This is a genomic window from Paenarthrobacter sp. CAP02 (assembly GCF_040137855.1).
GTDB lineage: Bacteria > Actinomycetota > Actinomycetes > Actinomycetales > Micrococcaceae > Arthrobacter.
In genome coordinates, this window is record NZ_JBEEII010000001.1 from 413,719 (window position 1) to 426,565 (window position 12,847).

Consider the following 12,847-nt stretch of genomic DNA (forward strand, 5'->3'; position numbering starts at 1 on the left):
CCTTTTGCGTTTGGTTCGAGCCCCCTCCCCCAAGGCTCAGTGGATGTGGATTCACGACGCCGGACTGGACTTCGCGGGGCGGCGGTACCTGAAGTGGAAGTAGGCGTAGCAAGCCCCGACAAAAGGAACACCAAAGTACAGGGCGGCGACCTGCTGTGGGTCAAACGCAATGCCCACCAGCGAAAACAAGCAGAGCGCGAAGGCCAGGATCGGGACCAACGGGAAGAGGGGTGCCTTGTAGGCGAGGTCCTTCACGCTTCCGCCGTTGCGCACAAAGGCCCGGCGGTGGAAGAAGTGGGACGCAGTGATGGACATCCACACACCGACGACCGCGAAACCGGCCACGGAGACCAAGGCGAGGTACACGGTTTCCGGTGCAACCACGCTGCTGATCAGCGATGCAAGGCCGCCAACCATGCTGACCGAGAGAGCTACAAGCGGTATGCCCCGGCGGGTGAGCCTTTTCAAGGCCTTCGGCGCATGTCCCTCGTCTGCCAAGGAGTAGAGCATCCGGGCACAGGAGAATAATCCGCTGTTCCCGGCCGACAGCAGGGCCGTGATGATGACGAAGTTCATGATGTCAGCGGCGTAGGGAATTCCAACGGACGAGAACACTGTCACGAAGGGGCTCTCGTCCAGTCCCACCTGGTCAAACGGGACGGTTGCGGCAATGACCGCGATGGCACCAACAAAGAAGATCAGCAGCCGGATGACTGTGCTGCGCATTGCCTTGGGAATGTTCCGCGCGGGATCAGTTGTCTCCCCGGCCGCCACGCCAATGAGTTCAGATCCGGAGAAGGCGTAGAAGACCGCCAGGGCTGTCACCAGGACTCCGGTAAAGCCGTTGGGGAACAATCCCCCGGAGGTGTTGAAGTTCTCAAGCAGGAAGGGATGGTTGCCGGAATCGGAGAGGGGATGGAATCCAAAAAGGGCTGCGCCACCCAACACGATCAGGGCAATGATCGCGCCCACTTTGATGATGGCGAACCAGAACTCGGATTCCCCGAAGAACTTGGAAGATACGGCATTGAATCCGAACAGCATGGCTGCGAAGACGAGGCACCACACCCACACCTCGACGTCCGGAAACCAGCGCTGCATGAGGAGCCCTGATGCCGTGAATTCCGAGCCGATGGCCACTGCCCAGCAGAGCCAGTAGAGCCAAGCCGTGGCAAAGCCGGTGGCTGGGCCGATGGATCGGGACGCGTAAATGTGGAAGGCACCTGAGACGGGGTAGGCGATGGCCAACTCGCCAAGGCATGCCATCACGAGGTAGACCACGAATGCACCCACCAAGTAGGCGATGACAGCCCCGAGGGGACCGGCCTGGGAGATCGTGTAGCCGGAGCTCAGGAACAAACCGGATCCAATGACACCTCCCATCGCGATCATGATGAGGTGTCGTGGCCCCATCGATCGGCGCAGTCCGGTTTCGGCCGGGGCGTCGAGCGCCTCAGGTTGATGGTCAAGTTGCACGGGTGCTGAAGATTCCATGTGGTGTCTCCGGGATATGAGTCGGATGCGAACGGTACGCCTTGAAGTCCGGGGTCGGGGTGCCGGGATGGCGTTTGTAGTGATGAAGGTAACACAGAATCCCGCTGAGTGGTCATTAAAAACATTTGTTAATGCGTATAGCGCACATAGATCCCGCCCGAGGCCGCAGTCAGATCGGCAGTCAAATGGTCAGATTGCCCATTCTTTAGGGCGATTCAGCATGGCTGGACGGATATCAGGGGCCCGCAGGATTGAAGCATCACCCCTCCACCAACCTGAGGAGCACCATGAAAACCTACGACCTCGCGCTGATCGGCTTTGGCGGCGTCAACCGGACACTCGCCGAAATCATCGCCACCCGCGGAGATGCCCTCCGCTCGGAATTGGGATTCGGCCTCAGGGTTGTGGCCATCACCGATCTCAGGCTCGGCTCCCTGGTCCAGGCCGAAGGTATCGACATTGAGATGGCACTCAACCTTGGCGCCAACGAAACGTTTGCAGACCACGGCGGCTCCCGGGATACCAACAACGAAGCCGTGATCCGTTCCTGCACGGCAGATATCGTCTGCGAAGCCACCTTCACAAATCCCGACGACGGCGAACCTGCCGTCTCGCACGTCCGATGGGCCCTGGAATCAGGCAAAAGCGTCTGCACAACCAACAAGGGACCCGTCGCACTCCGAGGCCCTGAACTTGCTGCGCTGGCCGCCAGCAAGGGGGTCCACTTCGAGTTCGAAGGCGCAGTCATGAGTGGCACCCCGGTCATCCGCCTCGCCAAGAAGGTGTTTGCCGGCCTGAAGATCGACGGCTTCGAAGGAATCCTGAACGGAACCAGCAACTACGTGCTCGGTCGCATGGAATCAGGCCTCGACCTGGACGCCGCTATTCGGGAAGCCCAGGACCTGGGGTACGCAGAAGCCAACCCTGCGGCAGACATCGAGGGCTACGATGTCCGGCTCAAAGTGCTCATCCTGGCCAACCAACTGCTCGGGGCAGACATCACCTTGCAGGACGTCTCCTGCGAGGGCATCTCCTCCCTTAGCCGCGATGACATTGAGCATGCTGCCAGCCAAGGACTCCGCTGGAAGCTCATCGGCTCCGCGAAGAGGTCCGCGAACGGGGCAGTGACAGCCGGCGTGAAGGCCGTAGCTGTGCCCTTGACCCATGAACTTGCCGGAATCTCCGGCGCCACCAACGCGGTTTCGTTCAACACCGATCTTTTGGGCCCTGTGATGGTTTCCGGGCCCGGGGCCGGACGCGTCGAAACTGCCTATGCCTTGCTCTCTGACATCATCGCCATGCACCACACCTCGGAGGTTCTCTCCCATGCCTAAGTCCGCACCCAGCACCGTCGAGGCATCAGCCCTGCCAATGTTCCAGAACGTCACCAGCCCCTACGACCAGCGCGTTGTTGGCGCCGTTCCGCTGACCGACGCCACCGCCGTCGACAGTGTCCTGGACGCTGCCCGTGCGGGTGCCAAAGTGGCAGCGGGCCTGTCCCGTGACGCGCGCGGAAAAATACTCGATCGGGCTGCCAACCTGGTGGAAGACCGTGGCGAACTCTTTGCCGAAACCATCGTCGCTGAGGCCGGCAAGACCATAAGGCAGGCCCGCAAGGAGGTTCTGCGCGCAGTCAACACACTGCGGCTGTCGGCGGCAGAAACGCGCCGCAACGCCGGTGAAGTCGTTCCTTTCGACGCCTACGAAGGATCAGAGGACCGACTTGGTTGGTTCTCGCGCGAGCCGCTGGGCATCATTCTTGCAATCACGCCCTTCAACGACCCCCTCAACCTTGTAGCCCACAAGATCGGACCCGCCATCGCGGGCGGAAACGCCGTCATCCTCAAGCCCTCGGCCCTTACGCCCCTTTCGGCACAGCTGCTGACCGAGGCACTCCTGGAGGCCGGACTCCCGCAGGAAGTCCTCACAGTTGTTCATGGGGACCGCGACATTGCCCAGAAGATCATCGCTGCCCGGGACGTGCGCATGGTGTCATTCACCGGCGGCTTCTCCACTGGAGAGGCCATCGCCTCGACAGCCGGACTCAAGAAGCTCTCCATGGACCTGGGCGGCAACGCACCGGTCATCATCATGGCGGACGCAGACCTCCAGGAAGCGGTGGCATCCTGCGTTTCCGGTGCCTTCTGGGCCGCCGGCCAGAACTGCGTCGGTGTTCAACGGATCCTGGTGGACAAACTCGTGTACGACGAATTCCGGGAGCTCTTCATCGCCGCGACCAAGGAACTGGTGGTTGGCGACCCGTCCGATGAACTGACGGACGTAGGGCCCATGATCACCCCCCGGTCCCTGCAGGATGTGCAGGTGAAAGTCCACGAGGCAGTGGAGCACGGCGCCGTTGTCTTGACAGGCAACGTGGCTACCGGGAACATCCTCCACCCCACGGTTCTTGAGGAGGTGCCGGAAGACAGCCGGTTGTGGTCTGAGGAAGTATTCGGCCCTCTGGTGATGCTCCGCCCTGTGGACAGCCTCGAGGAAGCGATCGGGATCGCCAACTCCATCGAGTTCAGTCTCCATGCCGGAATCTTCACTGCATCCCTTGGGGACGCGATGAAGGCAGCCAAGGAGATCCAGGCCGGTGGTGTCATGATCAACGACTCGTCGGACTACCGCTTCGACGGCATGCCCTTTGGCGGGTTCAAGTACGGAAGCCTGGGCCGTGAAGGCGTTCACTTCGCCTACGAGGAGATGACCCAGCCCAAGGTCATCTGCATCAAGAACAGCACGGCCCGGCTATGACGTATCGAATCGAATCAGATTCCCTTGGGTCCATGCGCATACCCGCCGACGCCCTGTGGGGAGTGCACACTGCCCGGGCCCTGGACAATTTCCCCATCAGCGGGACCCCTGTCTCACGGTATCCCGGGCTGGTCGTGGCCCTGGCGCAGGTAAAACGGGCAGCGGCACGCGCCAACTCCAGCCTCGGGGTGCTGGAACCCGCCGTGGCCGACGCGATCGGCCTTGCCTGCCAGGACATCGAAGAAGGGCACCACCACCAGCACTTCTGCGTAGACATGATCCAGGGCGGCGCGGGTACCAGCACCAACATGAACGCCAACGAAGTGATCGCAAACCTGGCGCTGGAAACCATGGGGCATCCCCGTGGCAGCTACCAGCATCTGCACCCCATCGACCACGTGAACAAATGCCAGTCAACCAACGATGTCTACCCCACGGCCATCAAGCTCGCACTGATCACCGCCGTCCAGGAGCTCGACCACGAACTCGGCCACTTGACGGAGTCCATTCGGGAGAAGGGAGCAGCATTCGCCCACGTGGCCAAAATAGGGCGCACCCAACTGCAGGACGCCGTCCCCATGACGTTGGGTCAAGAGTTTGGGGCCTTCGCCGCCACGATTGAAGAAGACAGATGCAGGTTGCGGGAGTCCGCGGCGCTCATGCTCGAATGCAGTCTGGGAGCCACCGCGATCGGCACAGGGATTACTGCCGAGCCCGGTTACCGGGAGCGGGCTATGGAAGCCCTCACCGAAATTACCGGGCTGCCCCTGGTACCGGCGGCCGACCTGCTCGAGGCGACATCCGACGTCGGGGTTTTCATGCATGTGTCCGGGATGCTGAAGCGCTCCGCCATCAAGATCTCCAAAATCAGCAGCGACCTGAGGTTGCTGTCCAGCGGACCGCAAAATGGCTTCGGGGAGATCCAACTGCCACCCCGTCAGGCTGGATCATCGATCATGCCCGGCAAGGTAAATCCGGTTATTCCCGAGACCCTGAACCAGATCGCCTTTGCTGTCGCGGGTGCGGACACCACGGTCACCATGGCCGCGGACAACGGCCAATTGCAACTAAATGCCTTTGAACCCGTCATGGCTCACGCGTTGCTGCAGGGCTTTTCCTGGCTCACCAACGGCGCGCGGATCCTCAGGACCCACTGCATCCAGGGCATCACGGCAAACGAGGACCTGCTTGGCGGGCGGGCCGCGGGATCGGCGGGTCTGGCCACCGCGCTGATACCCGCCCTGGGCTACGCCGCCGCGGCGGAGGTGGCCAACAGGGCGCTGACGGGACGCGTAACGGTGATCGACGCCGTCACGTCGATGGGACTCATGGAACGGGACGCTGCCGCACTGATTCTGGAGGGAGCTTCCACGCGTGCACGCTGAGTTACTGCGACACCCGCCGGATCACATTCGATAACGTCATGGCCGTGACGGTGTCCGTGACACCGGGGAGGGAAGAAATCTGTTCCCAAATTTCCTGCACCCTGCCGTGGGAGCGGGCTTCGACGCGAACCATCAAATCAAAGTCACCGCTGAGGACATCACAGAGAACGACTTCGGGGATCGCCCTGAGCTCACTCAGGACATCGGCCCCCCGCATGCGGTCCTTGCGGTAGACCATAAGGAATGCGGACACAAGATCCTGGGTCTCGGCTCCGGCGACGATGGTATAGCCCTGGATGTAACCCTGCCGCTCCATGCGCTCGATCCGCTGACGGACAGCGTTCCTGGAAAGCAGGACCTTCCCTGCCAGCTCCGCGTGCGGTACGCGGGCGTTCCTGGTGAGTTCTGAAAGGATCCTCTGATCGATGCCGTCGAGGCCCGCTCGCTCCATGAATCCCTTCCAAAAAATAACCCGACAGGAGCCCCGAGGCTCCTGTCTTTTGACCGAAAGGCCACGAAGAAGATGATACGTCCCGAGCACCACAAACCACTGCCGGAACGCTACTCATGCGTCTTGTTCGACATGGATGGAACACTGGTGGACTCGGCCAGGGGCGTCACGGCAAGTGCGGCGGAAGCGCTGGCGTCCGTAGGAGCAACCGTCCCGGGTCCGGACCAGTTGCACTCACTGGGCATGCCGATGGCCGTGGCTACGTCAAAAGTGGGAGATCAAGCCATCCGGCTCACCCGGCATTTCGGCGTGGACCATTACTTTACGGATGTCTGCGGCGCCTCGGATGCCTTGGTGCGGTCTCGGAAGGACGCTGTGATCGCGGAGTCGTGCGGAGGCTCCGCTCACGCGGCGTCGACACCTCGCGGCCGGTCATGGTGGGCGACCGCATATACGACGTCGAGGGAGCGGCCACACTCGGGATGCCAACCGTTTTTGCGCTCTGGGGCTACGGCGAGCCACACGAATCCGCGAACGCCATTGCTGCAGCTTCGTCTCCCAGTGGGCTCTTACCGTTGCTCCAAGGAACCATGCAGGATTCGACAACGGGTCAGTAGTCCGGGTTGCTCGGCACCACCAGGCCGGTTTCGTAGGCATAGACCACGACCTGCACCCGATCCCGCAGTTGCAGCTTGCTCAGGATCCGGCGGACGTGGGTTTTGACGGTGGCCTCGGAGAGGAAGAACTTGTGGGCGATCTCCGCATTGGACAGGCCCTCGGCGATGGTAGTAAGGATCTCGGTTTCGCGCGGGGTGAGCTCGTCCAGGAGCGGATCCCGGTGCGGGCTGGCTGAATGGCCGGGCAGGGCTCCTCCACGGACGTACGTTTCCAAGAGTCTCTGGGTCACCCGCGGGGCCACCACGGCATCGCCGCTGGCTACGAGGCGCACAGCGTGGACCAACTCAGCCGGGGCCACGTCCTTGAGCAGGAATGCCGATGCCCCGGCCTGCAAGCCGCTGAAGGCGTACTCGTCGAGATCGAAAGTGGTGAGGATGATGACCCGCGCATCCGACCCCGAACTGGAGATGCGACGTGTCGCCTCAATCCCGTCCATGGCGGGCATGCGGACATCCATCAGCACAACGTCGGGCTGAAGCGCCTCAACCTGCCGGACGGCCTCCAAGCCATCCGAAGCCTCGCCCACTACCGTGAAGTCGGCTTCGCCTTCCAGGATGAGCCGGAAGCCCATCCGCAGCAGCGGCTGATCGTCCACCAGCAGCACTTTGATGATGTCACCTGTCATGATTCCCCCTTGTCGCCGTTCCAGCGGAGCTCGGCGTGGACCGCCCAACCACCCCTTTTTCCTGGACCGGCAGTAACGATTCCAGCATAGATTCCGGCGCGTTCATTCATTCCGGCGATTCCCTGCCCAGTGCCCAGGCTGCCTGCGGGTTCGCTGCCGCCGTCGCGGGTTCCGCGGCCGTCGTCGTTGACGTCGATGGTGACCAAATCGCCGTCGCGCGCCACCTGCACGTCAACCCGGCTGAGCGAGCGGCCGTATCGCAGGACGTTGGTGAGCGACTCCTGCACGATCCTGTAGACGGTGATCTGGAACGCCGGATCGGACGGCAATCCCGGACCCGTGTGCGCGTAATGCAGCGGGAGCCCGGCGGTCCGGAATCCCTCCAGGAGGTTTGCCAGGTTATGACCCGACTCCAGAGGCGCGAGGGGCGCCGGCCGCCCCGAATCGTCACGCAGTACGCCCAACACGCGACGCATGTCAGCCAGGGCCGCCCGACCGGTCCGCGACAGTTCGTTCAGGACTTCGCCCGCCCGTTCCGGGTCTTTCTTGACCACTACGGCTGCGCCGTCGGACAGGCTGATCATCACCGTCAGGGAGTGGGCCACGACGTCGTGCATCTCGCGCGCAATCCGGTTTCGTTCAGTAACTTTGCCCAACTGGGTGGTCCTTGCAGCCCAGGCGGCAATCTCTCCCTCATGTTCCCTGCGTTGGCGCACTGAAATGCCGATCCCGGTAGCCAGGAGGTTGGAGAGCATGATGGTTATTGCCGTGGCAATGTTGTTGATCAGGTGGAAGTTCTCGGGGACTTCCTGCAGCGTGTTCATCTGGCTCGGACTTGTCCACATGAACAGGTAGAGCAGGCTGAGCGGCAGGCTGGCAACGGCAAAAACCACCAGCGCAACCGCCCGGCGCTTGAGCGAGGCCAGCGCATAAAGGGCGAACCATAGCCCCACCGAGACGTTCGAACCCCACGGGTTCACGATGGCTGCCGCAACTTCCAGAAGTGCGACGGCGGCTACCACCGGCACGGGGTATCGGCGCCTGAAGACCAAGGCCACGGCGATCATCAGCAACAGCGCCACCACGAACCATTTGGAGTCGATGACCGAGGTGATGATGGTGGGGAGGGCAAGCAACACGTAGCAGAGCACCACCACGGCATCCATCGCCAGTGGGTGCTTGTAGAAGTACCGGCGGAGCCTGCCCCTGCGGCGCTGGGCGATTTCAGCGAAGGACGCGTCAGCCAGGGTGGCCGACGCGTCCTTCGCCTGCAGAGCTTCAGTCATGGATCGAGCCTAGACGTCCCGCTTCTTCAGCAGGATCATGGCCAGGGCCACCGGCACCACTACCCAAGCGCCCAGGACCAGTCCGGCCTGCCACGCCTCAAGCGTGTCCGGGACGTGCTCGACGGCGGTCAGCGGGCTGATGGTGTTGCCGGGAAGGTACTTGCTGGCCTCTTTGAAGAAATCGCCGGGTATCAGCTGGAAGGCGATGGGCGCCACGAAGAACAGTCCCACCAGGCTCATGATGCCGCCGGCCGAGTTCCGGACCAGGGTGCCCAGGGCCATGCCGATGGCTGCCACGGCCGCCACGTAGATGCTGTTGACCAGCAGGAGCTTGACCGATTGTGAGCTGGCGAGGTCAAGTTTGAGATCGTAGTTGTTCAGGATGGGCAGCGCCACAAGTCCGGCAACGTAGGTCGCCACTGCGGTGAGGACGAAAGCGCTCACCATCACCACAACGAGCTTTGCCAGGAACGGAGACAGCCGCCGGGGTACAGCTGCGAAGGTGGAGCGGGCCATCCCCGTGGTGAATTCGGAGCTCATGAGCAGCACGCCCAGGGAACCAAGAATCAACTGGGCAAACACGATGCCGGACGTAGGTACCGTCACAGCCAGGTCCCCACCCTGTGCGGCGATCGCTGCAGCGGCCTGGGGATCCTCCGCCGCCTGCTTGGTGATTTGGCCGGTTCCCCACGCGCCAAGGGCGGAGAAGCCCACCATCACCACTGCGGTGGAAGCCAGCAGGATCAGCGTGGACATCAAAGTGCGGAACTTGATGAATTCCGAGTTGAGGACGCGGTGGAAGGCCGGTCCCGGACCCACGGAGTTGCGGATGGACTTACGGTCCAAAGTGGTGGTGCTCATGTCTATTTCCCTCCGGCCTGAGCGGGAACCGAGGCCCCGGCGCTGATGTGCGAGTGGTATTCGACCTCGTCCTTGGTCAGTTCCATGTAAGCCTCTTCCAGGCTCGCCTGGAGCGGGGTCAGCTCGTAGACCATGACCTGGTTGTCCAGGGCCGCCCGGGCGATCCCACGGGGATCCAGGCCGGAAACTTCCAGAAGCTCGCGTTCGTGGACTTCCACGGAGACTCCGGTTCCGGCGAGCAGCTGCATGAGCCGTTCCGGCTGGTCGGTACGGACACGTGTCCGTACCTGGCCCTTGCCCGAGATGATGTCTGCGATGGGGGCGTCGGCAATGATTTTGCCGCGGCCGATGACGATCAGGTGGTCTGCCGTGAGCGCCATTTCACTCATGAGGTGGCTGGACAGGAAGACTGTGCGGCCTTCCGAGGCCAGGTACTTGACCAGGTTACGGACCCAGACCACGCCTTCTGGATCGAGGCCGTTCACCGGCTCATCCAGGATGATGGTCTGCGGATCGCCCAGCAGCGCGGCGGCGATCCCGAGGCGCTGACCCATTCCAAGCGAGAAACCCTTGACCTTCTTCTTGGCAACGTCACCCAAACCGGTCATTTCGATGACTTCGCGCACCCGGCTTTTCGGAATGCTGTGCGTCGCGGCCATCGCAAGCAGGTGGTTGTAGGCGGTGCGGCTGGTGTGGACTGCCTTGGCGTCCAGGAGGGCACCGATCTCACGCAATGGTGCCTTGTGCTGTACGAACGGCTCACCGTTCACCGTCACGGAACCCGACGTCGGAGCATCCAGTCCCATGATCATGCGCATGGTGGTGGACTTGCCGGCACCGTTCGGGCCCAGGAAGCCCGTCACACGTCCGGCCTGGACAGTGAAACTGACACCGCCGACGGCGGTCTTCTCGCCGTAGACCTTGGTCAGGCCTTTTGCTTCGATCATGGAAGCGTTCCCTCCTCGGAGCACAACACTTGTGTGCAGATGAGTTTTGAATGTACTCACCACGCTACTCACGAAGGGAGCGCAAATCGCCTGTCTCAGGGATGATTCAGGGTCCAGTCAGGGTAGTCCTCCCGGATGACTCCTGACAGCGCTACTCTGCAGGCAGCGGTGAGTACACCCGGAGTTCCCGCTGCTTGACGCTGAACGTGGCGCTGCGAACGCCCGGTTTGGGTTCGCCGTCGACCGCCAGGACCAGCGGCTGTCCAATTGCTTCCACTGTGACGTCGGTGGCTTCGGTGAGGTGGGTGACCTTTGAGGCGGAGACTGTGCCGGTCACGACCGCCCACAGCAGTCGCGCCCGGGCGAAGGGCTCGTCCGCTGTGATCATACGCAGGTCGAATACCCCGTCATCCAGCACCGGCCTGCGAAGTGGTGCATGGTCCCTGGGGTAGAACCTTCCCCGGCCCATGTAGAGAATCCAGAGTTTGTGTTTCACGCCGTCCACAGTGAGGGTGGTTGGCGAGTTCACGCCGAACGTGCGCAGTGACGCCACCACACCGGCCAAGGGCTTTCCCATGGCCGGTTCGAGCCGCTCCCTGCGGCGCACAAGGTTGGGATAGACGCCTACGCTGGCGGTGTTCAGCATGGCCACCTCGGAGGTCTCCGGCGTGTCGGGCAAGCCGCGCTGGACCACCACGTGCCCAAGGTCGACGGCTGCTGCCTGCCCTTTGGTCACGGCTTCAAGGGCGTCATCGATCGAGCTGGTTCCGAGGTCCCTGGCGAAGTGGTTCAGGGTTCCGCCGGGGAGTACCAGGAGTGGGAGTGAATGCTCGACGGCGACAGCGGCCGCAGTGCCCACCGTTCCGTCTCCGCCCCAGACACCCAGCGCTACGGTGCCGGGCCGGGTGGCCGCGGCTTCCATCTCGGCAGCTATGTCCTCACCTTCGGAAATTTCCTGTATATAAGCTTTGGGGAATATTTCCCTTAGGAGTTCTCCCGTTTCAGGGGTGTACGAACCGCCCATGACGTTGACCCCGATGCTGAGCCCCTCGCCGTCGCTGATTGCGGGGGCCTCAACCGGCGTGCGGTGGGGGGTCGGTTCGGCAGGCCGCGCCGGCCACCATTTGCGGGTTGCCCATGCGGCGCCTGCCCCCAAGGCGGAACCCAGCACCACATCGGAGGGCCAGTGGGCACCTGTGTGAACGCGGGAGTACGCCACCCCTGCTGCGATCGGGGCCAAGCCAAGTCCAAAGGCAGGAGACACAATGCCGGCACCGACAGCGAAGGCTACCGCGGACGCAGAGTGGCCGGACGGCATCGATGAACTGGTCGGCTGCGGGTTCACGAAACGGAAGAGCGGCAGGTGCTCAGGAAGCGGGCGCCTCCGGGGGAGTAGCCGCTTGAAGATCACGTTGGTGACGCCGGAAGCAACGCCCAAGGCAAGCACGCCATGAAGGGCTGCCCTGCGTGGTTTACCGGGAAACGCGGCCATGACTCCCGCAATACCAAACCACAGCTTGCCCTTGGTCGCCGCCGCTGAGAGCCGCCGGAAGAAGACGTCGTGATCGCCTTGGGGTTGCCGGGACACAGCCCCCACCAGGAAGCGGTCCAACAGTGCCACCTTTTTGGGGCCTTTGCCCACGAAGCCTCGCATCCCAACACACTAACGCCCTATCCGCCCGAAAGGGGAACGGTGCGATGACTACCATTAGGCATGATCCGTGTCCTTCACCCAAGCGAGCGGCCGGGCTGGCAACCGGCCCTCACTGGCGCCCTTCTCTTCAGCGCCTTCACCGTCCTTGGGATCATGCTCCTGGTTGGGCACGCTGAGCCCATTTTTAAACCCGTGGACGTCTGGTGGCAGGCCTTCGTCTCGACGCTTCACTCGCCGTTTTGGGACGGACTCAACGCCTTCCTCAACAGCATCGGATATGTGGGCATGTTGGTGCTCCACGCGCTGCTGGCCGCAGCACTCCTGGTGTGGCGCCGGCCGCTGACGGCCACTTTCGCCCTGACCTCAGGCGTAGCTGCGCTGGCACTCACCCAACTGGCCAAGGTCCTTGTGGGCAGGCAGCGTCCGGAGGGCGCCAGAGTCCTGACAGATACGGGTTCATACCCTTCCGGGCATGTATCGGCGACCACCGCGCTCCTGGTGGTTGTGGTGATCCTGCTCGGACGCTGGTGGGTGACCCTGCTGGCCATGGTCGGGGTGATCGCCATGATGATCAGCCGGACCTACCTCTCCGCCCACTGGCTCAGTGATGTGCTTGGTGCAGCCTGCCTGGCCTCTGGGGTGGTGCTCCTTTTGTGGTGGCGGTTCGGCCGTTCATGCATTGCCGAGAACGCAGGATCGGACGGGTAAG

12 protein-coding genes are annotated in these 12,847 nt (G+C 62.7%); 5 read left to right on the plus strand and 7 right to left on the minus strand.

All coding sequences use genetic code 11. The features are described 5' to 3' along the window. Nucleotides 1–51: 51 nt before the first annotated feature. On the minus strand, nt 52–1,494 hold the full coding sequence (locus ABHM97_RS02135; protein ID WP_349469410.1) for an amino acid permease: 1,443 nt from the start codon (nt 1,492–1,494) through the stop codon (nt 52–54). A 287-nt stretch (nt 1,495–1,781) separates the two neighbouring features. Here ABHM97_RS02135 and ABHM97_RS02140 point away from each other — a divergent pair, with 287 nt between their 5' ends. The 3 genes from ABHM97_RS02140 to ABHM97_RS02150 are packed head-to-tail and all read left to right on the plus strand — an operon-like array spanning nt 1,782 to nt 5,636. Continuing rightward, nucleotides 1,782–2,828 carry a homoserine dehydrogenase gene (locus tag ABHM97_RS02140; RefSeq protein WP_349469411.1) on the plus strand — a complete coding sequence of 349 codons (1,047 nt, stop codon included), beginning with the start codon at nt 1,782–1,784 and terminating at the stop codon, nt 2,826–2,828. Further along, entirely contained in the window at nt 2,821–4,251 is a 1,431-nt protein-coding gene (locus tag ABHM97_RS02145) for an aldehyde dehydrogenase family protein (RefSeq protein WP_349469412.1), read from the plus strand. The genes ABHM97_RS02140 and ABHM97_RS02145 overlap by 8 nt, the downstream gene beginning before the upstream one ends. Nucleotides 4,252–4,283: 32 nt before the next feature. Next, entirely contained in the window at nt 4,284–5,636 is a 1,353-nt protein-coding gene (locus tag ABHM97_RS02150) for an aspartate ammonia-lyase (RefSeq protein ID WP_502921244.1), read from the plus strand. A gap of 1 nt (nt 5,637) precedes the next feature. On the opposite strand, the gene ABHM97_RS02155 is transcribed toward ABHM97_RS02150, so the two are convergent. Next, nucleotides 5,638–6,087 (minus strand): Lrp/AsnC family transcriptional regulator, encoded by a 450-nt coding sequence (locus ABHM97_RS02155; protein WP_235518158.1) that lies wholly within the window; start codon nt 6,085–6,087, stop codon nt 5,638–5,640. Between the two features lie 434 nt (nt 6,088–6,521). On the opposite strand from ABHM97_RS02155, the gene ABHM97_RS02160 reads away from it, so the two are divergent. Then, complete coding sequence (locus tag ABHM97_RS02160) at nt 6,522–6,704, plus strand: HAD hydrolase-like protein (RefSeq protein WP_349469534.1); 183 nt, start codon at nt 6,522–6,524, stop codon at nt 6,702–6,704. Here the strand turns inward: ABHM97_RS02160 and ABHM97_RS02165 are convergent. From ABHM97_RS02165 to ABHM97_RS02185, 5 genes are all read right to left on the minus strand, one after another. Beyond that, nucleotides 6,698–7,390 (minus strand): response regulator, encoded by a 693-nt coding sequence (locus tag ABHM97_RS02165; RefSeq protein ID WP_235518157.1) that lies wholly within the window; start codon nt 7,388–7,390, stop codon nt 6,698–6,700. The two genes, ABHM97_RS02160 and ABHM97_RS02165, sit on opposite strands and share 7 nt — an antisense overlap. Continuing rightward, complete coding sequence (locus ABHM97_RS02170) at nt 7,387–8,676, minus strand: sensor histidine kinase (RefSeq protein WP_235518156.1); 1,290 nt, start codon at nt 8,674–8,676, stop codon at nt 7,387–7,389. Before ABHM97_RS02170 ends, ABHM97_RS02165 begins: the two co-directional genes overlap by 4 nt. Nucleotides 8,677–8,685: 9 nt before the next feature. After that, entirely contained in the window at nt 8,686–9,537 is an 852-nt protein-coding gene (locus ABHM97_RS02175) for an ABC transporter permease (RefSeq protein WP_349469414.1), read from the minus strand. A gap of 2 nt (nt 9,538–9,539) precedes the next feature. Further along, complete coding sequence (locus tag ABHM97_RS02180) at nt 9,540–10,484, minus strand: ABC transporter ATP-binding protein (protein WP_349469415.1); 945 nt, start codon at nt 10,482–10,484, stop codon at nt 9,540–9,542. A gap of 151 nt (nt 10,485–10,635) precedes the next feature. Next, on the minus strand, nt 10,636–12,138 hold the full coding sequence (locus ABHM97_RS02185; protein WP_349469416.1) for a bifunctional phosphatase PAP2/diacylglycerol kinase family protein: 1,503 nt from the start codon (nt 12,136–12,138) through the stop codon (nt 10,636–10,638). A gap of 60 nt (nt 12,139–12,198) precedes the next feature. Between ABHM97_RS02185 and ABHM97_RS02190 the strand changes: the two genes are divergently transcribed. Further along, nucleotides 12,199–12,846 carry a phosphatase PAP2 family protein gene (locus ABHM97_RS02190; protein WP_349469417.1) on the plus strand — a complete coding sequence of 216 codons (648 nt, stop codon included), beginning with the start codon at nt 12,199–12,201 and terminating at the stop codon, nt 12,844–12,846. Nucleotide 12,847 lies beyond the last annotated feature (1 nt).

What these genes read in the sequence shown, in the direction of transcription:
- ABHM97_RS02135 (WP_349469410.1), bottom strand. Translation starts at nt 1,494, where the DNA reads ATGGAATCTTCAGCACCCGTGCAACTTGACCATCAACCTGAGGCGCTC.
- ABHM97_RS02140 (WP_349469411.1), top strand. Translation starts at nt 1,782, where the DNA reads ATGAAAACCTACGACCTCGCGCTGATCGGCTTTGGCGGCGTCAACCGG.
- ABHM97_RS02145 (WP_349469412.1), top strand. Translation starts at nt 2,821, where the DNA reads ATGCCTAAGTCCGCACCCAGCACCGTCGAGGCATCAGCCCTGCCAATG.
- ABHM97_RS02150 (WP_502921244.1), top strand. Translation starts at nt 4,284, where the DNA reads ATGCGCATACCCGCCGACGCCCTGTGGGGAGTGCACACTGCCCGGGCC.
- ABHM97_RS02155 (WP_235518158.1), bottom strand. Translation starts at nt 6,087, where the DNA reads ATGGAGCGAGCGGGCCTCGACGGCATCGATCAGAGGATCCTTTCAGAA.
- ABHM97_RS02160 (WP_349469534.1), top strand. Translation starts at nt 6,522, where the DNA reads ATGGTGGGCGACCGCATATACGACGTCGAGGGAGCGGCCACACTCGGG.
- ABHM97_RS02165 (WP_235518157.1), bottom strand. Translation starts at nt 7,390, where the DNA reads ATGACAGGTGACATCATCAAAGTGCTGCTGGTGGACGATCAGCCGCTG.
- ABHM97_RS02170 (WP_235518156.1), bottom strand. Translation starts at nt 8,676, where the DNA reads ATGACTGAAGCTCTGCAGGCGAAGGACGCGTCGGCCACCCTGGCTGAC.
- ABHM97_RS02175 (WP_349469414.1), bottom strand. Translation starts at nt 9,537, where the DNA reads ATGAGCACCACCACTTTGGACCGTAAGTCCATCCGCAACTCCGTGGGT.
- ABHM97_RS02180 (WP_349469415.1), bottom strand. Translation starts at nt 10,484, where the DNA reads ATGATCGAAGCAAAAGGCCTGACCAAGGTCTACGGCGAGAAGACCGCC.
- ABHM97_RS02185 (WP_349469416.1), bottom strand. Translation starts at nt 12,138, where the DNA reads ATGCGAGGCTTCGTGGGCAAAGGCCCCAAAAAGGTGGCACTGTTGGAC.
- ABHM97_RS02190 (WP_349469417.1), top strand. Translation starts at nt 12,199, where the DNA reads ATGATCCGTGTCCTTCACCCAAGCGAGCGGCCGGGCTGGCAACCGGCC.